The 21,624-nt window shown below is 44.8% G+C and carries 22 protein-coding genes and 1 tRNA gene; 20 read left to right on the top strand and 3 right to left on the bottom strand.

Annotated features, from left to right (window positions below; translation table 11 throughout):
- Positions 1-43 precede the first annotated feature (43 nt).
- The 11 genes from HOP08_19085 to HOP08_19035 all read left to right on the top strand — a co-directional run bounded on the left by HOP08_19085 (position 44) and on the right by HOP08_19035 (position 10,694).
- Entirely contained in the window at positions 44-2,473 is a 2,430-nt protein-coding gene (locus tag HOP08_19085; protein NOT77033.1) for a hypothetical protein, read from the top strand.
- A 19-nt stretch (positions 2,474-2,492) separates the two neighbouring features.
- Positions 2,493-3,659 carry a galactokinase gene (gene galK / locus HOP08_19080; protein ID NOT77032.1) on the top strand — a complete coding sequence of 389 codons (1,167 nt, stop codon included), beginning with the start codon at positions 2,493-2,495 and terminating at the stop codon, positions 3,657-3,659.
- A 44-nt stretch (positions 3,660-3,703) separates the two neighbouring features.
- Positions 3,704-5,389 (top strand): sodium/solute symporter, encoded by a 1,686-nt coding sequence (locus HOP08_19075; GenBank protein NOT77031.1) that lies wholly within the window; start codon positions 3,704-3,706, stop codon positions 5,387-5,389.
- A 57-nt stretch (positions 5,390-5,446) separates the two neighbouring features.
- Positions 5,447-6,412 (top strand): YafY family transcriptional regulator, encoded by a 966-nt coding sequence (locus tag HOP08_19070; protein ID NOT77030.1) that lies wholly within the window; start codon positions 5,447-5,449, stop codon positions 6,410-6,412.
- 12 nt (positions 6,413-6,424) lie between these two features.
- Entirely contained in the window at positions 6,425-7,081 is a 657-nt protein-coding gene (locus tag HOP08_19065; protein ID NOT77029.1) for an aminotransferase class V-fold PLP-dependent enzyme, read from the top strand.
- Positions 7,012-7,710, top strand: a complete 699-nt coding sequence (locus HOP08_19060; GenBank protein ID NOT77028.1) for an aminotransferase class V-fold PLP-dependent enzyme — start codon at positions 7,012-7,014, stop codon at positions 7,708-7,710. Before HOP08_19065 ends, HOP08_19060 begins: the two co-directional genes overlap by 70 nt.
- Before the next feature lie 97 nt (positions 7,711-7,807).
- Positions 7,808-8,257: a hypothetical protein gene (locus HOP08_19055; protein NOT77027.1), complete on the top strand. Its 450-nt coding sequence runs from the start codon at positions 7,808-7,810 to the stop codon at positions 8,255-8,257.
- Between the two features lie 79 nt (positions 8,258-8,336).
- On the top strand, positions 8,337-8,930 hold the full coding sequence (locus tag HOP08_19050; GenBank protein NOT77026.1) for a glutamine amidotransferase: 594 nt from the start codon (positions 8,337-8,339) through the stop codon (positions 8,928-8,930).
- Positions 8,931-8,969: 39 nt separating this feature from the next.
- Positions 8,970-9,401: an SRPBCC domain-containing protein gene (locus HOP08_19045; GenBank protein NOT77025.1), complete on the top strand. Its 432-nt coding sequence runs from the start codon at positions 8,970-8,972 to the stop codon at positions 9,399-9,401.
- 76 nt (positions 9,402-9,477) lie between these two features.
- Positions 9,478-10,047, top strand: a complete 570-nt coding sequence (locus tag HOP08_19040; protein NOT77024.1) for a YkgJ family cysteine cluster protein — start codon at positions 9,478-9,480, stop codon at positions 10,045-10,047.
- 86 nt (positions 10,048-10,133) lie between these two features.
- The gene (locus tag HOP08_19035; GenBank protein NOT77023.1) at positions 10,134-10,694 is read left to right on the top strand and encodes a DUF255 domain-containing protein; all 561 of its coding nucleotides are present in this window, start codon (positions 10,134-10,136) and stop codon (positions 10,692-10,694) included.
- A 90-nt stretch (positions 10,695-10,784) separates the two neighbouring features.
- On the opposite strand, the gene HOP08_19030 is transcribed toward HOP08_19035, so the two are convergent.
- From HOP08_19030 to HOP08_19020, 3 genes are all read right to left on the bottom strand, one after another.
- Positions 10,785-10,925, bottom strand: coding sequence for a hypothetical protein (locus HOP08_19030; GenBank protein ID NOT77022.1), 141 nt, complete (start codon positions 10,923-10,925; stop codon positions 10,785-10,787).
- Positions 10,926-11,003: 78 nt separating this feature from the next.
- Positions 11,004-11,543, bottom strand: a complete 540-nt coding sequence (locus tag HOP08_19025) for an HD domain-containing protein (GenBank protein NOT77021.1) — start codon at positions 11,541-11,543, stop codon at positions 11,004-11,006.
- A gap of 48 nt (positions 11,544-11,591) precedes the next feature.
- Positions 11,592-12,746, bottom strand: a complete 1,155-nt coding sequence (locus tag HOP08_19020) for a tetratricopeptide repeat protein (protein ID NOT77020.1) — start codon at positions 12,744-12,746, stop codon at positions 11,592-11,594.
- A gap of 120 nt (positions 12,747-12,866) precedes the next feature.
- Between HOP08_19020 and HOP08_19015 the strand changes: the two genes are divergently transcribed.
- The 9 genes from HOP08_19015 to HOP08_18975 all read left to right on the top strand — a co-directional run bounded on the left by HOP08_19015 (position 12,867) and on the right by HOP08_18975 (position 21,563).
- Positions 12,867-13,343, top strand: coding sequence for a hypothetical protein (locus HOP08_19015; protein NOT77019.1), 477 nt, complete (start codon positions 12,867-12,869; stop codon positions 13,341-13,343).
- Positions 13,340-13,831, top strand: a complete 492-nt coding sequence (locus tag HOP08_19010) for a histidine phosphatase family protein (protein ID NOT77018.1) — start codon at positions 13,340-13,342, stop codon at positions 13,829-13,831. Before HOP08_19015 ends, HOP08_19010 begins: the two co-directional genes overlap by 4 nt.
- Positions 13,832-13,877: 46 nt before the next feature.
- Positions 13,878-14,333: an OmpA family protein gene (locus tag HOP08_19005; GenBank protein ID NOT77017.1), complete on the top strand. Its 456-nt coding sequence runs from the start codon at positions 13,878-13,880 to the stop codon at positions 14,331-14,333.
- A 189-nt stretch (positions 14,334-14,522) separates the two neighbouring features.
- A complete protein-coding gene (locus tag HOP08_19000) occupies positions 14,523-15,197 on the top strand; it encodes an ABC transporter ATP-binding protein (GenBank protein NOT77016.1) in 675 nt (224 codons plus the stop codon).
- Between the two features lie 31 nt (positions 15,198-15,228).
- A complete protein-coding gene (locus HOP08_18995; protein ID NOT77015.1) occupies positions 15,229-16,692 on the top strand; it encodes a TolC family protein in 1,464 nt (487 codons plus the stop codon).
- Between the two features lie 674 nt (positions 16,693-17,366).
- The gene (rpsA, locus tag HOP08_18990; protein NOT77014.1) at positions 17,367-19,322 is read left to right on the top strand and encodes a 30S ribosomal protein S1; all 1,956 of its coding nucleotides are present in this window, start codon (positions 17,367-17,369) and stop codon (positions 19,320-19,322) included.
- A gap of 120 nt (positions 19,323-19,442) precedes the next feature.
- Positions 19,443-19,516: transfer RNA gene (locus HOP08_18985), tRNA-Cys, on the top strand.
- 180 nt (positions 19,517-19,696) lie between these two features.
- Positions 19,697-20,713 carry a DUF4238 domain-containing protein gene (locus HOP08_18980; protein ID NOT77013.1) on the top strand — a complete coding sequence of 339 codons (1,017 nt, stop codon included), beginning with the start codon at positions 19,697-19,699 and terminating at the stop codon, positions 20,711-20,713.
- A 274-nt stretch (positions 20,714-20,987) separates the two neighbouring features.
- Positions 20,988-21,563, top strand: coding sequence for a GNAT family N-acetyltransferase (locus tag HOP08_18975; protein NOT77012.1), 576 nt, complete (start codon positions 20,988-20,990; stop codon positions 21,561-21,563).
- The last annotated feature ends 61 nt before the right edge of the window (positions 21,564-21,624 follow it).

The following is a 21,624-nucleotide window of genomic DNA, read 5'->3' as shown; positions in this document are numbered from 1 at the left end:
GGTTTAAGCCAATTAAAGTTAATATTTTGCATCTTTTAAACGCATGAAGAAGATAAGCTTTAGTGATATTTTGCCGCACGTGCTGGCCATAGTGGTGTTTTTGATTGTCACCATCTCTTTTTTCAACCCATTTTTTTTTGAAAACAAGACCCTGAACCAGAATGACATTACCCAGTTTATCTGGGGAAGTCAGGAACTCAGGGATTATCGCGCAGAAACTGGAGACGAAGGTCTTTGGGCCGGGACGATGTTCAGTGGAATGCCAGCATACCTCGTCAATCTTGATTGGAGTGACGACGTGGTGGTAGCCATCAAGAAAACATTATCTCTTTTCCTGCCTCATCCGATCTGTAACATATTCCTTGCCTTCATCTCCTATTATATAATGCTTCTTGCCTTCCGGGTAAGACCCTATCTCGCCATCGCGGGGGCATTGGTATTCGGATTGTCTTCCTACATGATCATCGGCCTTAGTGCTGGTCATAATGCACGTATCGGAGCCATTGCTTTTATGCCGCTGGTGATGGCAGGCATTCATCTTGCGTTTACCAATCGCAGAATCCTTGGATTGGGAGTTACGGCTGCCGGACTTTCACTTCAGCTTCGTGAAAATCACCTCCAGATCACCTATTACCTCATGATCATCGTGATCGTGTATGGGATTATTCAATTGGTAGAAGCGATCCGTGAAAAGAAGCTTGTTGAATTTTTCAAAACAATAGGCATCCTCGTCGGTGCCGCTGCCATTGCCGTGTGCACATTTATTGGACCGCTGTGGGCGATCACTGAATTCAGCAAATACTCAACGCGTGGACAATCTGAACTGAAAACAACGTCTACGAATACCTATGGCTCCGGCCTGCCGAAGAGCTATGCCTTTGCGTATAGCAATGGAATCTTTGAACCTCTTACTGCACTGGTGCCAAATTTTTATGGTGGAAGCAGCTTCAGTGCTCTTGTGAATGATGAGAAGAGCAAGACCTATCAGGCACTTGTAAACTCAGGAGATCAGAATATGGCCAACCAGCTTGCGCAACGTTCTTCATCTTACTGGGGTGATCAGCCGCTGTCGGCTCCATACTATGAAGGTGCTATCGTCGTGTTTCTTTTTGTGCTGGGATGTTTTATTGTAGAGAAGAAGTATTGGATATGGCTTGTGACTGTCAGCGGTATTGCGATTGCCATGAGCTGGGGTGACAGTTTTCAGTCATTCAACTATTTTATATTCGATTACCTCCCGGGATACAACAAATTCAGATCCGTAACATTTGTGATGGTCATTGTATTCTTTTCTCTTCCATTGCTTGGAATGATGGGATTGGAAAGTATTCTGCAAACAGGTGTAACCAAAGAAGTAAAGAGAAAACTTATCATCGCATTTGGTCTGACCGGCGGAGTGTGTTTGTTATTTTTTGTCGGTGCATCAGCATTCTCCTATGCTCGTCCCAATGAAGCAAATCTTCCTGCCTGGTTCCTGAATGCCCTTCATTCAGATCGTGAATCGTTACTGAGATCAGATGCTTTCAGATCTCTTGCTTTCATCACCTCAATCTTTATTCTCCTCTACTTTGACGTTCCAAAGAGAACTTTCATCGGCTTTGTTGCCTTCCTGATCATCATGTCTACCATCGATGTGGTAGTAGTGGATAAGAGATACTTTACAGAAGCAAACTATCAGCGTAAGACCAACATGACAAAATTCACTGCGACTGCTGCGGACGAGGCCATGCTTCAGGACAAGAGCTATCATCGTGTGTTGAACATTGCGGATTTCTATAGCGCTGCAACTTCTCAATTCCACAATTCTCTGGGTGGCTACAATGGAGTTAGATTAAAAAGGTATCAGGAATTGTATGATTCAGCTATCAGCGTTCAGACCGAACAGCTGATCGAAACTCTTCAGAAAGGTGCTCCTGAATTCAAAAGGTTTGGTGTGCTGAATATGCTCAACACAAAGTACTTTGTTTATGGACCGGATGTCTCCAACGTAATTCCGAATCCCGCCGCCAATGGTGTTGCCTGGTTTGTGAAAAATGTGGAGGAAGTTAATTCCCCTAACGAGGAACTGATAAAAACACAAAGTGTCAATACAAAAGAAGTTGCTGTTATCGATGTATCAAAGTTCAAAACAAACCATCTTCTCACATCGGATTCACTCGCCAGTATCAAACTGATAGAGAAAAAACCATTCTGGCTGAAGTATGAATCTCAAACTTCACAGGCGGGTCTTGCTGTCTTTTCAGAGATATACTATCCATGGGGATGGCATGCAAAAATCGACAACGTCGAAGCTCCCATCATGCGGGCCAATTACGTCTTGCGGGCATTGGAACTTCCGAAGGGTACGCATACCATTGAATTTGTATTCGAGCCAAGGCCTTATACCGTGGGCAACAAGATCACCATGATCTTTGGCTGGATATTGTTGCTTGTTTTATTGGGAAGTCTAGGATACAGTCTTCGAAAGCAATAGATTCAGGAATTGAATGAATATGAACGCAGCACTGAAATCAAAAATTGAGAAAGACTTTGTTGCTCGCTTTCATAAAAAGCCTTCACTTTTCGTAGCGCCTGCCAGGATCAACATCATCGGTGAACATGTCGACTACAATGACGGGTTTGTTATGCCTGCCGCTATCGACAAAGCTTTTGTATTTGCCATCACCTCCAGCGGCAATGAGAAGTGTAATATTTATGCCGACGATTTTAAGGAAGGCGTCTCATTCTCCATTCATGATCTGAATCCGGGTGAAACCTGGCTCAATTATATCATGGGAATGCTGGATGCGTTTCAACGCAAAGGTCTTCTCACCGGCGGCGTGGACTGTGTATTCGGTGGAGATATTCCTGCCGGCGCCGGTATGTCATCGTCTGCTGCATTGTGTTGTGGATTTGGAGCTGCACTGAATGATCTCTATCACCTCGGACTGGATAAGCTGACCATCGCACAGATGGCTCAGTATGCGGAACATGAATTTGCAGGAGTGAATTGCGGCATCATGGATCAGTATGCATGCCTCTTCGGTGAAGATAAGTGTGCCTTGCTGCTGGATTGCAGAAGTCTCACCCACGAAACATTAAATTTCTATTTCCCGGATCACTCACTTCTACTGATCGATACTAAAGTTAAGCATACGCTAAGCTCTTCAGCATACAATGACAGAAGAGAAGCTTGTGAAGCAGGAGTGTGGGCAGTTCAAAAAAAGTACAAAGAAGTTCACTCCCTGCGTGATGTCACTCGCGCGATGTTGCTTGAACATCAGGAAAAACTGGGTGAAGACATTTTTACTAAATGTCTTTTCATCGTGGAAGAAATTGAACGCGCCAGAAAAGGAGGGGAGCTGGTGAAGCAAAAAGATTTTAGCGGACTGGGTGATCTCATGTACAAAGCTCACTGGGGTTTGAGCAAATCATACAATGTGAGTTGCCAGGAACTCGACTTTCTTGTTATGCTGGGAGAGCAAAACAAAGCTGATGTCATAGGTTCCCGCATGATGGGCGGCGGTTTTGGAGGTTGTACCATCAATCTTATCAGAAACGAGGCGCAGGAATCTTTTAAAGAAACGGTTCGCAAAAAATATTTTACTACTTTTAATCATGAACCTGAATTCTACTCCGTTCGCCTTTCGGAAGGAGTACATAAACTCAACAATGACTAACCCTACTTTAAGCTTCATGCTTACGGCGCTCAGCTAAAAAACCTATGCAACAACTAGCTACATTCGATTACATTGTCTTCCTTATCTATTTTGTGATTGTTACATCCTACGGCTACTGGATCTACAACCGGAAAAAGAAAGCGTTGGCCGACTCAAAGGATTTCTTCCTTGCCGAAGGTTCCCTGACATGGTGGGCAATCGGTGCCTCTCTGATCGCATCCAATATCTCTGCCGAGCAAATGATCGGTATGTCTGGCTCAGGATTTAAAATGGGTCTTGCGATCTCTACCTATGAATGGATGGCGGCCGTTACGCTTATCATCGTCGCTGTATTCTTCATCCCGGTTTATCTCAAGAACAAGATCTACACCATGCCGCAATTCCTACATCAGCGGTACAATGGAACGGTTGCTATGATCATGGCGGTGTTCTGGCTTATGCTGTACATCGTTGTAAACCTTATGTCCATTTTATACCTGGGTGCCCTTGCAATCAGCGGCATCACAGGCTTTGATATCTACTTATGTATTATGCTCCTGGCAGTCTTCTCGATTGTCATTACGCTGGGAGGTATGAAAGTGATCGGCTATACCGATGTTATCCAGGTATTCTTCCTGGTGCTCGGCGGACTGGTAGCAACCTATATCGCATTGAACCTCGTCTCCCAACAGGCAGGCCAGGAAGGAATTCTCAATGGCTTCAGCATTCTTACAACAGAAGCCAACGACCACTTTCACATGATCTTCAAACGGGACAATTCCAACTATATGGATCTGCCCGGCCTCACCGTCTTAATCGGTGGTATGTGGATCACGAATCTAAATTACTGGGGATGTAATCAGTACATAACACAACGTGCCCTCGGTGCAGATCTTAAAACGGCACGCAGTGGACTTCTCTTTGCCGCTGGCTTGAAATTGCTCATGCCGATCATCGTCGTGTTACCAGGTATCGCAGCGTACATGCTTCACTCAAAAGGATACTTCGCTACCGAGATGCTGGATTCAAAAGGTATTATTGATGTGAACAAGGCATATCCATCACTATTGAATCTTCTTCCGAACGGAATGAAAGGTCTCGCTTTCGCTGCATTGACCGCGGCCATCGTTGCGTCACTGGCAGGTAAAGCGAATAGTATTGCCACTATCTTCACGCTCGACATCTATAAAAAAGCAATCAACCCTGAGGCTTCTGAATCAAAGCTTGTAAGCCTCGGTCGTATCGCCGTCATCGTATCGATGTTCCTTGCCGTGATCCTTTCATTATTGATCGGTGAGAAATTAATGGGTGAAGGAAAACAGGGATTCCAGTATATCCAGGAATATACCGGCTTCGTATCACCGGGTATCTTCGCCATGTTCATCCTCGGCTTCTTCTGGAAACGCACTACGTCCAACGCCGCATTGTTTGCTACCATCGGAGGATTCTTATTCTCTCTGATATTCAAAGTAATGCCTCAGTTTGTTGACCTGTCATTCCTTGCACCGATAGGCTTCGCAGTTCCAAACGCAGACGGTATCTATGAGATCCCATTCCTGGATCGCATGGGATTTGTCTTCGCGCTGTGTATCCTCGGTATGAGCATCATCACCAACATCGAGAACAGGAGAGGGGTTAAGACCAACGGACTGGAAATTGACGCCAGCATGTTCAAGCCATCACCGGCATTCACTGCAATAGCATTGCTGATCATCGGACTGATTGCAGCATTGTATACGATTTACTGGTAAGAATAAATAGCTGGTTGCTTATGTTTAGCGTGAGCAACCAGCATTTTCCACTCACAGATGAACAGACTTGATCGCCTTACTGCAATTCTTGTTCAGCTTCAATCAAAAAAGATTGTGAAGGCAGAGGAGATTGCGGACAGGTTTGAAATAAGCCTCCGCACTGTCTACCGCGATGTGAAGTCATTGATGGAAGCTGGTGTACCCATCGGCTCTGAAGCCGGCACCGGTTATTTTATTGTAGATGGCTATCATCTTCCCCCAGTGATGTTCAGTCAGGAAGAAGCCAGCGCCATGCTGCTCGCCAACAAGCTGGTGGAAAAGATGTCTGATCGCTCTATCCGCGCGGCATATGAATCAGCATTGTTCAAGATCAAATCGGTCATGAATGATGTGGATAAAGATCATCTCGAAGTGCTTCAGTCATCAGTGATGGTGGCACGGGCGCAAACTCCAGACACCGCCGAATTCCCCAATAACTTCCTTACCAATATTCAACGGGCACTGGTTCAGAAGGAGGTGCTGGCAATAGAATATCAATCGAACCAGGAGGAGCTCACCACAAGAGAGATCGAACCCATCGGCATACAGTATTATAGTGATCACTGGCATCTGATAGGATGGTGCCGTCTTCGTGGTGGCTATCGCGATTTCAGAGCAGACCGCATCAGGTCACTGAATAATTGCGACAAGAAATTTGACGGACGCAATCTCGTCAGCCTTCAGGAGTATCTGCATTCATTGATGGAATCTTACAAGGGACTTGAAAAAGCAGTAGTGGTAATCAATAAGTCTGTTCTCAGCCAGAGAAGATATGTCTATGGTTGTATTTCTGAAGAAGATCTTGGAAGCAGCCTGCGATTAACATTTCTGGTGGACCGTTTTGATCTGCTGGCACGCTGGCTGATGTCCTATGGCAGCAATGTTGAAGTGGAGCATCCGGAAAAATTGAAAGAGATCATTATCGAATATGTGGAAGAACTACAGGAGCATTATGTTTCTTCCGGTGTAAGTCATTATAAATAAACTAAGAGTACCATGGATCAGCAGTCTTCGAATCTCAATCAAAGAAGAAAATTTCTCACACAACTGCTGACCGGGTCAATGGCAACCCTTGCGCTTCCTGCTTTCGCGAATGATCTTTCCTTCGCTTCCGCGGAATCACTATCATCACCAGAAGATCCTTCTGATGAACGTTACTGGGAAATGATCAAGAAGCAATTTATGGTTCCGTCGAACCTCATCATGTTCAATGCGGCGAATCTTTGTCCAAGCCCTTATTATATCAATGATATTGTAGATACCGCTATGAAAGGCCTGGAGAAAGATGTCTCCTTTCAATACAGAAGTCAGTTCGCTGCAAAGCGTGCAAAGTCATTGGAGAAGATGTCGCAATTCCTGGGGGTGTCAAAAGAGGAAGTGGGAATTGTGCGCAATGCTTCAGAAGCTAACACGATCATCGTTCAGGGTCTCGATCTTAAGTCAGGGGATGAGATCATCATCTGGGATCAGAACCACGCCTCCAACGGAATGGCATGGGAACAACAGGCCAGACGTTTTGGATTGGTGATAAAGAAGATATCCATTCCGGTGCAACCAAAATCTGTGGATGAGTTGATAACTCCATTCGCGAAAGCGTCACAGCAAAAACAAGAGTCATTGCTTTCTCGCACATATCCAATGTCAGTGGAATAGCATTGCCGGCAAAAGAGATTTGTCAACTGGCAAAAGCTAAGAATATATTGTCTGTTATCGATGGTGCGCAATCATTGGGAATGATGGATTTGAATCTCACCGAGATCGGCTGTGATTTCTACACCGCAAGCACTCACAAATGGCTCATGGGCCCGCTTGAAAATGGAATTTTCTTTGTGAAAAAGGAAAACATCGCGCGACTCTGGCCAAATGTTCTCAGTGCAGGCTGGAAGGACACCACCACAACAGTAGATGAGAAACTCTGTGTGCTGGGTCAGCGCAATGAGACTTCGGCCTTTGCTATTCCCGAAACGATCGACATGCATCTTACCATCGGCAGGAAAGTCATTGAGGCAAGAGTAAGGAAGGTCAATGGTTATCTTAAGGAACGCATTCAATCCCGCATTCCCCAGGCCACCTTTGCTTCGCCACTTTGGGAAGGGGCCTCTGCCGGAATTACCATTGTTGGTCTGCCGGGAAAAACTCCCGCTGACATCAATCAAAAGCTTTACGACACCTATGGCATTGCTGCTGCTCCTGCCGGTGGAATCCGTATGTCACCGCACATTTATAACACCCTTGCTGACGTCGACAAGGTTGTGGAGGCGCTGGCTGCTCTGGCGGTCTGATAAGGCATTCTTTTTGTGAAATATTTTTCATCCACGGTTTTCTACTGACATAGGGCTGTCACCCACTGTTCGTTGATTAGCATAAACTTTAAAATTTATGCAGATCAAAGACATCAAACCCGTCAATTTCCTGTTCTTCCGTACCGAAACAAGGGTTAGTGAGCTTGCCAAGTTCCTGCCTGTCTCTCAGGAAATATTCCGTGAGGCAGTACTTCGTTTCATTCCGATCACCGGACCCGTGCACTGGCATTATACCGGTTTGACCGATATGGAGAAACCGTTCACGCTGGAGGTTTGTGTTCCTGTTGCCGGGATTCCAAAAGAATATGATGGCCTGTTTCATTTCAAGAGAACGGATTCTTTCAAATGCGTGGCAGTGATCCATGAAGGCAGCTGGGATAAGCTTCCCGATACCTATGGAAAGATCTTCGCTTTTCTGGGTGAGAATAAACTGCAGCCTTCCGGTGTTCATCGCGAATTGTATATCAACGTCGACTTCACCCATCCTGAGGCAAACACAACAGAAGTACAATTCGGAATTCTGTAAACAAAGAATAAATACTTAACGACATGTCACAAAATCAAATGCTGAACTGTCATTCATGCGAACACCTGAACTCTGAACTATGAAAAAGACCTGCTACCTCTTCATCTTCCCCGGCTTCTCCGATTGGGAAGCATCGTACGCCACCGTTGGGATATCCCTGAGCGATCGCTATGAAGTAAAAACAATTGCCATTCAGAAAACAATGGTGAAGTCTCTGGGTGGAATGTCTGTCCTTCCTGATTATGATTTCATTCCTGAAGTAGACTTAAAAGATATAAACTCATTTAACACCGGCATCGTTATACTTCCGGGTGGCACTGCCTGGGAAAAAGGATCCAATAAGGAAATTGAACCGTTGGTAAGGCACTGTCTTGAGAACGGAATTCCGGTTGCTGCTATTTGTGGGGCAACAGTTTTCCTGGCCGACCACCATTGGCTGAACGATCGTGCACATACCAGCAACGACCTGGGATATCTTCATGCGATGTCTTCATCTTATCGTGGTCACGACTTCTATCTCGAAAAACTTTCTGTCAGAAATGGAAACCTCATCACCGCCAACGGCACTGCGCCTGTTGAGTTCGCTAAAGATATCTTCGGTGTCCTGGGAATCAACAACGAAGAATCGGTCAAAGAATGGTTTCAGTATTTCGAAAAAGCGGTTGTTCAATAACTCTCTCACACTAAATCTCACATTAAATAAATCATCCATATGTCAAATTTCAGTATCAACACATCTGTTACCATCAACGCTCCAGTTTCTGAAGTATGGGATGCTGTCACCAATCCCGTGCAGATCAAAAAGTATATGTTCGGCACCGACACAAAATCCACCTGGAAAGTAGGAGAGCCGATTGTCTTCAGTGGAGAATGGGATGGGAAGCCGTATGAAGATAAAGGCATCATTCTCGCCATAGAGAAAGAGAAGCTTCTCAAGTATAACTACTGGAGCAACCTCTCCGGAACAGAAGACACCCCTGAGAATTATGCTGACATCACTTATGAGATGGAATTCAAAAACGGTAAAACGGTATTTGCTGTCACTCAGACAGGATTGAAAACAGAAGAAGCCAAAGCTCAGTCTGAGTCGAACTGGGGAATGCTGCTCGGTGCTGTTAAAGAGATGCTCGAAAAGAAAGATTAAGGATTGTGATCAGGGATTAAAGGGACGCTGAACAAGGTTCCTTTAATCTTTCCTCTTTAATCTCTTTCTTTGCATTGTGGAATTACCCGAAAAAGTTCAGGCAGTCGAAAATGTATTCAAAGACCTCGATGCTGCGATCTCTAAATTCCAGTCAGGGTCAAGTCTTCATTGCAAGTTCGGTTGTGGTAAGTGTTGCTTCAAACCTGATATAGAAGCGACCATTCTCGAATTTCTTCCCTTTGCATTTTATCTGCATCAGCAGGGAACTTCAGAAGAGTGGTATGAAAAACTTAAATCCAATGATGCACCCATCTGCCTGATCTTAAATCCTACACAGGGTGGCACTGGTCTTTGTTCCGAGTATGTCTATCGCGGAATGATCTGCAGACTGTTCGGCTATTCGGCCCGTACCAATAAGTATGGAATGCATGAACTGGTAACGTGCTCCATCATCAAGACCGAACAGGCCGTTGCCTACAACGAGGCTGAAAAGATCATCGAAGACGGAGGGGAGGTTCCTGTCATGAGTGAATACTACATGCAGCTCCACAGCATCGACTATCTGCTCACAAAAGACTTTTATCCCATCAATCAGGCCATCCTAAAGGCCATCGAAACGGTAATGCACTATTACGCTTACCGGTAGGTTACCCCCACTTCCCGAGACTTATAAACCTTCCGGTGAAACGCTTTTCTGATTATATTTGTTAACAGTCCATGAAATCGAACACAATGAGAAAGTACTTGCTCATAGCCCTGACGGCTATTTCTTCCGTCAGTTTTGCACAGGAAACGCATTCCAGTCCCGTAAAATGGATGACCTTTGAGCAGGCTGTAGAGAAATCAAAGACTGAAAAACGCAAGATTTTTATCGATGTATACACCGACTGGTGTGGCTGGTGCAAGGTGATGGACAAGAATACCTTTAGTGAAGCGCAGGTTGCCAAAGTCCTCAACGAAGAGTTCTACCCGGTGAAGTTCAATGCTGAACAAACTGCTGACATCGTTTTCAACGGAACCACTTTCAAATTTATAGGTGAAGGAAATCGCGGCACTCACCAGCTGGCGATGGCATTGCTCAACAATCAATTGTCATATCCAACAGTTGTGTTCCTGGATGAAGAATTCAAAATGATCCAGCCGCTTCCCGGCTATCAGAAGGCAGAAGACTTTCATAAGATCATCACCTTTATTGGTGAAGATCATTACAAGACAGTGAAGTGGGCCGACTGGCCAGCGATGTACAAGTCTCCTTACCAGCAACCTCCTGCAGGTAATGGATCAGGACACTAAACAACAGAATACAATCTCATAAAAAAACCCTCGAAAGAGGGTTTATATTTTTATCTCACCTGCGTGAGCTTATAAAGCATTGACCAATAATTAATTTCCCTGTCCCTTCTCTTCCTGCTCCTTGGCAGTCTTGCGGGAATCTACATAGGCAAGCGCATTTACAAATCCGAATAATAATGCGATGATGAGGATGAATAAGTTGGCTCCGTCGCCTGCTACCTGCTCGAACATAGTCTTGTTGTTTTTAGATTTCCAAAGGTAATCGTTCAGGGCAATTCCCAAAAGCCATAAACGACTAATTTTTAGCTTTTATATGCCTAATTCCTCTTTATTCTTCTTTAATACGTCAATGATGAAAGCGATATGCTCCGTCAGATCCACCCCAAACAGTTCAACGCCCTTGTAGACCTCTTCCCGGTCCACCTTCGCCGCAAAGTTCTTGTCTTTCAGTTTCTTGATCACCGACTTGGGTTCCAGCGTTGAAATTCCTTCCGGTCTCACTTGTGCACATGCCACCACAAATCCGGTCAGCTCATCACATGCCAGCAGTCCCTTGTCAAGTATGGTATCATATGACACGCCCCATTTTGTGTAATGTGCTGAAATAGCATGAGCGATCTTTTCTTCACCCATGCTCCTTAGCTTTTCAACAATAACCTTTGGATGCTCTTCCGGAAATGGCTCATAATCGGCGTCATGCAGCAATCCCGCCAATGCCCATTCTTCCTTATTCTCTCCCAGCTTTTCAGCATAAGCTTCCATTACGAGTTCAATCGTTCTCATGTGACGCAACAGGCTCACATTTTGAGTCATGGATTCAAGAATGGTACGGGCTTCGGAATGTGAGATCATAGAGAGAATTACAATTAGAAATGAAGGCTGAAAAATAAGAGAATTTTATCGGCGCGGTGCCCTCATTCTCTTCCTCATATAGACCACATTCACTACCAGCAGCAACGCTACTGCCGCAATCACCACGGTGGTGATCACAATCTGTGTATTGCGAAGTTTAAGTGTTTTGATCCTGCTGTCAGCTTCAAGGGCATCTACTTCCTTTTCACGCTCCTGTAATTCCAGGGCTACATCCATTTGTGCAATGCGGCGACTGCTTTCTTCACCGTAAACTTTCTCACGGGCTTCATCATACTTTACCATCGCATCAAAAGCTTCTCTCATCTTTCCCTGTTTCGAATAATTGGAAGCCTTGCTCTTCCAGATCTGGGGCAGGTAGAATGAGGCATTCATCTCTGCTGCCAGTGCCTCGGCCTGATCCAGGTACTTCTGCGCCTGTGCAGGCTGATTACCTTTTGTATAGACTTCACCGATGTTGGCAAGCAATGCCAGCTCACTCACTTTATCATTCTGTGCGATAACGATCTTCAATGCGCGTTCATAAAATTCAACAGCACGCTGAAAGTTATTCTGACGATAATAAAGATTTCCGATGTTGCTCAGCGGATCTGCAAACTTCAATCCCGACTTCTCACTCAGCTTCCAGGCTTCATTGTAATAGGTCATCGCCTGATCATAGAGCTGCAGTTCGCTGTGGAGGTTTCCAAGATTATTCATCGATCCAACGATCCTGTCGGCTTCACCCATGGCAATAAATCCATTGTGTGACTCCTGAAAGTATTTCAATGCCTGACTGTAATCTTTCTTCAGGAGGTAGATGTTAGCAATGTTGTTCTTCGTGGTAGCGATACCTTCTCCGTTGTTGATCTCCACATAGATATTGGAAGCTTTGATGTAATTCTCCAAAGCATAATCCAGCGCACCCTGGTTCTTGTAGGATATTCCAATGTTGTTGAGAGATGCTGCCATCCCTTTCTGATCATTGATCTCTGTTGCCAGCGTAAGGGCCTCATGACTATAGCCGATGGCCTTGACGGGATCGGAATAGATATACGCCCGGAAGAGCTCATTCATCACCTTCACCTTTTTATCACCCTGTGCAGTTTTAAGTGCATTTTCAAGGCTGTCGGTAGGAGAGCCCATGACAGAGGACCCGAAAAGAGCCAATACTATAATGATAAGAGAGGTGCGTTTATTCATTTGGGATGTTTAGGAAGGCTAATTTAAGACAAATGCAGCAACCACAAAGGCGCCGCCGCTCACGGAATGGTCGTGGCTAAAATGCGTTTTTAAATTTATCTTTAAACAAACAATCTCCATATGCTGAAATTACTCTTCGTCATTCTTTTATCACCCGTCTTTCTCTTCGCACAGGAGGACAAGAAAGTCATGGAACCTATCAACCGCCTCTTTGAAGGGATGAAAAAAGGTGACAGCGCTCTCGCTCATTCTGCCTTTCGTCCAAATCCTTCTTTCTATACCGTCTTTGTTGACAAGACAGGCCAACCTGCTATGAAGGCAAATGCTCTGGGTGATTTCTTAAAAGCAATCGGAACACCACATAAGGATGTCTGGAATGAATTGATCTGGTCACCGAAAGTGGAGATCGATGGAAACCTTGCACAGGTCTGGGTGCCCTATGGCTTTTATGTGAATGCAACCTTCAGCCATTGCGGTGTGGATGTTTTTAATTTGTTTAAAGATGGTACCGGACAATGGAAAATATTTCACCTTGCCGACACCCGTCAGAAAGAAGCTTGCTCAGTGCCAAAAGAACTTACCGATAAACTGAAATGAAAAAATTAATATTTGTTCTGTTGATGCTCGTCAGCATTGGCAGCTTTGCACAATCTCCTACCACGATCATTCTCGTGCGTCATGCAGAGAAAGCAAGTGAAGGCGGCAATGATCCTGAGCTTTCAGATGCAGGCAAGCAACGCGCTGAACTTCTCGCGAAGACATTGAGCAAGACAAAGGTGACTGCGATCTATTCAACACCTTATAAGCGCACAAAGAATACGGTAGCGCCACTGGCAACCGCAAAAAATCTGACCATCGAAACCTACAATCCAAAGCCGGAAGAGCTGGATGCTTTGATTCAGAAAAATAAAGGCGGGACTGTTGTAGTAGCAGGACATTCCAACACTACACCTTCTTTCGTCAATTACCTTACCGGAAACAAAGGTGAGTATCCCAACTTCGACGATGCTGATTATGGAAACATCATCATCGTTACATTCGTTGAAAAGGGCAAGGATGTAAAGGTGGTGTGGATGAGTTATTAGAGATTAATCATCGGGCCCGCCCGAAATGAAAATTTAATGTGCAGGCATGAGTGCTCAGGCTTTTACCTTTCATGTTTCCTCTCTCATCACACGTAGTGCGAAACTATTCATTGCCATTACTCTCATTGTCTCCATAACCTCCTTCGCACAGGACAAGCAGATACGAAAAAGCATTTTCTTTGATGGAGGCAGTGCTTACATCGATGAGTTCCAGGCGGCAGATCTTGCTCACTGGCTGGACTCCATTCCCAACTTATTGGACAAGTATGAGATACAGTTGATCAGTCACACCGACAACATCGGGAGCCGTCGCTCTAACCAGATCCTTTCCCGCATGCGAAGCGAAGCCGTATTCGAATTGCTGATCCAAAAAGATATTCCTGAAAAGGTGATTCACATCAAGGACTGGGGATTTGAGAATCCGGTCTATGAAAACACGACCTACAAGGGGTTGATCATGAACCGCAGGGTGGATGTGATCCTGCATCCTGTCGTCTTCTGAGGTAATTTCCATTCAATTTTTGACTCCGGCCTCGCCCGGAATCGAACACCTTTTTTCACCTCCGGACGTATTTAGCGAAACTATTCTTATAATTCAGCCGTCTAAAGGTGGTAGTGCAGATGGCACCATTATTGGCATTAGGACCCGGGCCTGAAGGTAGGCAGGGCGCAAAAACCCAAAAAATATAAGATGATCAAGCTTCAAAATGTTGACAAGTACATTGATTCACGCTTCCAGCGTACGTTCATTCTCAAGAGTATCGACCTCGAGGTTAAGCAAGGTGAATTCGTAACCCTCATGGGTCCCAGCGGGGCCGGAAAATCCTCGCTCATGAATATCATCGGGATGCTCGATGAACCTTCTGCCGGAGAGTATTACTTCTTCGATGAGCCTGTCCATAAAATGAAGGAACGCCAGAAGAGCGAAATGCATAAGAACTATATCGGATTCATCTTCCAGGCATATCACCTGATCGATGAGCTTACCGTATATGAAAACATTGAAACTCCGCTTCTATATAAAGGCGTTGGCGCAAGCCAGCGTAAGAGCATGGTAGCGGAATTGCTCGACCGGTTTAACATGGTTGCCAAGAAAGATCTTTTCCCTGAACAGCTCAGTGGAGGTCAACAGCAATTGGTGGGCATTGCCCGTGCTATTGTTGGTGAGCCAAAACTATTGCTGGCGGATGAGCCTACCGGAAATCTTCATTCCGATCAGGGTAAGCACATCATGGACATTTTTCAAAAGCTGAATGAAGAAGGTATCACCATTATTCAGGTAACACACTCTGAAGAAAATGCAAAGCGCGGCAAGCGCATTGTGAAGGTGGTTGACGGAACGATTGAGTCAGACATATTAAACTAAGAAAGACAGTAAAAGACAATTTGAAAAAGATATGAAGCGGACGTTACTTTTCCTGGCCATCATAGGCACGATCACATTGAATGTTGAAAGATCTGAAGCGCAGGTCAAGGTGCTCACTTTTCAGGATGCTGTAAAAATTGCAAGCCAGAACAGTGTATTGCTCAATCAGCAAAAGAACAACCTTGAGCTGAGTCAGTTTCAAAAAGTACAAAGTATTGCGGGTATCGGACCGAACGTAAACCTGAACGGTTCTGCCTCCCAATACAATGGTAACTCGTTCAATCAGAATACCGGTACGGTTGTCAATGGTATTCGTGACAACGTCAGCGGATCCATCAGCGCGAACATTAATTTGTTCAGTGGATTCAACCGCATCAACCAGGTAAGACAGTTTCACAATGCCCTGGATGCACAATCCTATTTTGTAAAACGTACTGCACAGGATGTTATCAATACCGTAGCAACACAATACTTGAATGTGATGCTGGATGTAGAGCTTTTGAAGATTGCCAAAGAGAATCACATTGCATTGGAAAAGCAGTTGCAACAGGTGAAAGAACAGGTTGCATTGGGTGCCCGCTCTCCGGTGGATGAATACAATCAGGATGCTCTTACCAAAGCTGCGGAGTTGAGAATGGTGCAGGCAGAGATCAATCTTAACAATGACAAGACCTTATTGACGCAGACACTTCTGATTGATCCGATGGAATTGTATGACGTTGAGAAACCAAACTGGGATCTCAATCAGCTTGGATATGACACCCTTGACATTGAAAGACTTGCTGAAGAGGCAAAGATCAATCGCGGGGATTATCTCCGCGCTGTGAAGAGTGAAGCAGCAGCACGTTATGGTACTGCGGCAGCAAGAGGATATCTGGCGCCGTCATTGATTGCCTTTGGCAGCTATGGATCTTCTTACAACTATCAGCACGGAGTTTCTGATTCTGTTACCAACACATATTATTCACCGGTGGTGATTGCAAATCCTGCAACACCTTCAGGTTATTCAATTGCTGAGATCAGCGAGAACAGGAGAGAAGCGAATCAGCAGAGACCACGTTCCTTTGATGAGCAGTTCCGCACCAACAATGCCTACAAGCAATACGGTTTGCAGTTGACAATACCATTGTTCAATGGTCTGCAGAACAGAGCCAATGTAAAACAGCAGAAAGTGCTTTATGAAAATGCCCAGCTGACCCGCAAGAATCTGGAGTATCAGATCAAGAATGATGTGATCCGCACCGTCCGCAACTATGATGGATCGCGCAAAGCATATCTCATCAGCGTGGATCAGGAGAAAGCGGCGGCACTTGCGTTGGAGCTTGAAACCGAGCGTTATAATCTTGGAGTGACGAGCTTTGTTGAATTCACGAATGCCAACAGAGTATATGTGCAGGCGCTGACTGACAAAGCGCAGGCAGAATACAAATTGGTGTTTCAGAGAATCGCGATTGAATACGCGATCGGAACGCTTAAGCCGGAAGATCTGGAATAGTCATGTAGTCTTAGTGCTGCATGGCTATAGGCAATTTCTCTGCAAAGAATGTTGCGTACCTACGGCACGCCGGTGCAAATTCTGGACTTCGTTGACTACAAAGATTTAGTCCTCCGGGACCGTTAACCTATAGGCACAAATAGATAACACAATAAGAGATGTACATAGGTGCTGGTCGCAGCGGGACTCAATCTTTGTAGAAAATCGTATGATTTAGTTGGGCCAGCGTGCCGTAGGTACGCAACAATATGGTCCATGCCTTCAAATAAACCGCACTACCAAATATCAGCTTTGCTGATCTTCGAACTCAACTTTAACTGCATCCTTGTTAATCCATTATCTGAAGCAAAAGCTATTTCTTATCCGTGTGTGTCCGTGTTCCTGTATTTTTTCTTGTCTCAGGTTGGTATTAATCACCAACCTATTTAGTGCATTTTCCACCCTCTATTTCCAAACTTTTCACTAAATTTGCAGCCCTGTTCAATCGAAAAGGGCCATCCTGATAGGTTTCAGGGCGGTATTACTCACAAATTTGCAGCGTTTCGGCCCGACCGTCTGCATGTAAAATCAGGGCAAATTGTATGGCTAAAGGTGAAAAGAAAGGTGGCGATCAGAAAGCTACCAAGACAGACGCTCCAAAGAAACCTCTTGCAGTAAAAGGCGCTGAGGCAGACATGGACGTGAAAACAGCGGAAGTTGAGCTCGAGAACGATGAGCTTGCCGCTTTCAAAGCAGCAAAACGTGCTGAAGAAGAAGAGGGTATCAGCCGCGTAGTACGCGATGTTACCGCTCGCAAGAGTGCATCTGCAAACACAGTATCATTGGAAGGTTTCGACTGGGATACTTTTGAGCGCAGAGGTTTTGGTGAAGGTTACAACACTAAAGACCGCGACAGCATGTTGAAGCTTTACTCTGGCACCGTTGCCACTGTAAACAACAGCGAAGTAGTAAAAGGAACTGTCGTAGGTATCAACAACCGCGACGTGATTTTGAATATCGGATTCAAGTCAGATGGTCTTGTGCCATTGGCTGAGTTTAAAGACATGTCGAATCTTAAGATCGGCGACCAGGTAGACTTATTCATCGAAGAGCGTGAAAACGCGATGGGACAATTAGTTCTGTCACGCAGAAAAGCGAAGCTGGTGAAGGGCTGGGAATATGTACAGACAGCATTGGATAAGGATGAGATCATCGAAGGTTTTGTAAAACGCAGAACAAAGGGTGGTTTGATCGTCGATGTATTTGGAATCGAGGCATTCTTGCCAGGATCCCAGATCGATGTGAAGCCTATCCGTGACTTCGATATCTATGTTAACAAGAACATTGAAGTGAAGGTTGTGAAGATCAACTACACGAACGATAACGTTGTGGTATCTCACAAGGTGTTGATCGAGAAGGATCTTGAGCAACAGAAGGCAGCGATCCTTACAAACCTTGACAAGGGTCAGGTGTTGGAAGGTGTGATCAAGAACATGACCAACTTCGGTGTATTCATCGATCTTGGAGGTGTTGACGGATTGCTCCACATCACTGACATTTCATGGGGACGTATTGCGCATCCGGAAGAGATGCTTAAGCTTGACCAGACCGTTAAGGTGGTTGTGCTTGATTTCGATCATGAGAAGAAACGTATCTCTTTAGGTATGAAGCAGCTTACGCCTCATCCTTGGGAGTCACTTCCAGCCGACATTCAGGTTGGCTCAAAGGTGAAGGGCAAGATCGTGAATGTTGCCGATTACGGTGCGTTCCTCGAATTGCAGCCTGGCGTTGAAGGCTTGATTCACGTAAGTGAAATGAGCTGGTCACAGCACTTGAGAAATCCTCAGGATTTCATCAAGGTTGGAGATGCTATCGAAGCAGTTGTATTAACGATCGACCGTGCAGAGCGCAAGATGTCATTAGGCATCAAGCAATTGACAGAAGATCCTTGGACAAGACAGGATGTGCTTACTAAGTATGCAGTAGGTACTACACATAAGGGAATCGTTCGCAACCTTACCAACTTCGGATTATTCCTTGAGTTGGAAGAAGGTATCGACGGATTGGTACACGTATCAGATCTAAGCTGGACGAAGAAGGTGAAACACCCTTCAGAGTTTGTGAAGGTAGGAGACAGCCTTGAAGTGAAGGTATTGGAATTGGATGGAACCAACCGCAGACTGGCATTGAGCCACAAGCATTTGGAAGAGAATCCTTGGGATACATTTGAGTCGATCTTTGCTGTGGGCACTGTTCACAAGGGAACGATCGTCAACAAGAACGACAAGGGAATGGTAGTTGAGTTGCAATATGGAATCGAAGGATTCTGTTCTACGAAGAATCTTGGCAAGGAAGACAATGGCAAGGTTGAGATCGGAGAGACCCTTGATTTCAAGGTATTGGAATTCAGCAAGGAAGACAGACGCATTACATTGAGTCATCGCGCGATGTGGTCAGCAGAAGAAGAGAAAGCAGCAGCGCCGGCAGCGGCAGCGAAGCAGACTAAGAAAGCTGAGCCAAAGGGCAAGACGATCGCTAACATCAACCAGCAGAGTGAAAAATCTACGTTGGGAGATCTGGAAGCGTTGAGTGCGTTGAAAGAGAAGATGTCCGCTGGAAAGTCAGCTTCTGCTGACGACAAGGCAGAATAAGTTTTAGTAATCAGTAAACGAAAGTTAAAGGTGGTCGATTTATTGACCACCTTTTCTTTATAACCGGGAAAGGTTAATTTTGATGCTTGCTGCTCTTCTTAAAGAGTAATTAAAATAAAAGGTCTCGTGGCCGAGTGGCTAGGCTGAGCTCTGCAAAAGCTCCTACAGCGGTTCGAATCCGCTCGAGACCTCCAAGAAGGCCCAGTCGCATAAGCGCTGGGTCTTTTTTTATTTCTCGGGGCATTTTCGGGGCAGTTACCTCTATAAAGTAATCTAGTGACTGAATCCTAAGGCATCATCGTGAAATGATGAGAAGAGCGCGATGAAGAGTTCAGATCGTCGAAATTTATTTCAAATTTTACGACGCACTTGATATGAAAAAACACCAACATTTTATTCCGCGATCCTACCTAAAGAATTTTGCCCTCGAAACAGAGAAAGATAAGTTCATGGTTGAGGCTAAGTATCGTTCTGACGAGCAGCCGAAAGAAAGACTTATTAGTATAGCAGATATCTGTGTTAATAAAAACTTGTATACAATCCCCAAAACTGACAGCGCAAAAAAGTACGCCCTCGAGGACTTCTACGCGCAGCATGTCGATAGTGTTTATCCCGAAATTTATAATTGGCTGATCGACCCCACCTTCAAAATAATGACGGCTTTGCAGAAGGTGAAAATGTTAATGACGGTAATGAGCATGTTTTTTAGGACTCCGCGTTTTCTAAAGTTTCACGAGGAGAGGTTTGACACGGCTCTTGAACGGGCACAACACGAAATGGATGGAAATGGCAGAATAAAATTCACATTTGATGGAAAGGCTTATGACGTTCAAAACGGAGAAGAAGAGAACGTTCGCCAAGACTACCATATAGAAAATAAAAAGAAGTTCCTGCACAGTCACCTGGAGGCATGGCATGACTTTACAAGAATCAAGATCAATGCAAATGTTGCGGTAAGTAGGATTTATGATGATGGGGAACTTATAACCTCAGACAATCCGGTCGTTATTCGACGCATGAAAGGGAGATTTCAAAGTATATTCGATCCGGAAAACATGATCGAACTTCCCCTAGATAACAAGCATTATCTTACCATTTATCCAAATTCCGAAAACGTTGGTACTGGTGAGTCAATCGGCAGAGGGTCATGGGATAAACTTTTTGCGCTCAAAATAAACTACAACACCGAGCAACACTCGACAGATTGGCTGTTGGGAAAGCCAAATTCAGTTCGGGCGCATGTTTTGGATCAGCGCAAGTATGGTGCCCACACGCCCGAAAACTACGAAATGCTAATAGACCGACTTGAAATGGAAAAAGATATGAAGGAAATACTGAGGCTTGTCCAGTTGGGATCAATCAGGATTTCGCTAGTCATGTCACTAAAATGAGGGTAAAGAAAATTTGGCAAGGCACTCCCCAACTCAATGAATTGGTTGATCTGTGTTCTCAGCATGGTTATTCGACCGCATGAACCTCAAGTTTTGTATTCTAGTCGGTAAATGACATTAGTAATCGTCCAAAAGGCGCGACTCTCCTTATAAGGTGTAATCTATTTTTCAAGTTGAAATTAAATTTACTTAGGCAAAATGTTGGCCTTCACGTTTTGTTCACTTAACATATGGTAACTAATTTCTTATCATATGGTAACTAAGGAATTAACAAATGGTAAGAACTGGAGGAGAGAAGAAGTCTGTAGTGGTGGATATTCTCGCGGCATCATTTGATGACAATAAGAGTGTCAATTATGTTGTCAAGCAGGACGCTAGAAGAAAGGAACGCGTCCGGGGCTTAATGGAATATTCATATAATGTTTGCAATGCTTTTGGTGAGGTATGGGTTTCAGATGATGAGCAGGCGTGCGCGCTGATCCTACTACCTGATTGTAAAAGGACAAATCTCGATGCGATTTTAAGGGATGTGAAACTCGCCACATCCGTTATTGGTTTAAGCCGGGTAGGTCAAGTCTTGAGCCGTGAATCGAAGATCAAAGCGTTCCATCCGAAGGAACCTTTCAGCTACCTGTGGTTTGTTGGAGTCAGACCGGAGGTCCAAGGCAGAGGAAAAGGCAGCCAGTTGCTGAATGAGGTCATTAAGGGACAAGACAGCAGGCCTATTTACCTTGAAACGTCCGTCGAGAAGAATCTTTCTTGGTACAAAAAACATGGGTTTGAGATCTTCAACACATTAGACTTTACCTATACCCTTTACATGATGCGCAGAGTAAAAGGCTCTTTGTGATTAAGAAGACTTTGTTTGGTTTATGAGGCTTGAATTTGTTAGTAGGTAGAATAGACTGCAT

This window comes from Cyclobacteriaceae bacterium (assembly GCA_013141055.1).
Taxonomy (GTDB): domain Bacteria; phylum Bacteroidota; class Bacteroidia; order Cytophagales; family Cyclobacteriaceae; genus ELB16-189.
The sequence above is the reverse complement of the archived record's forward strand: the minus strand, read 5'-3'. Positions and strand labels throughout refer to the sequence as shown.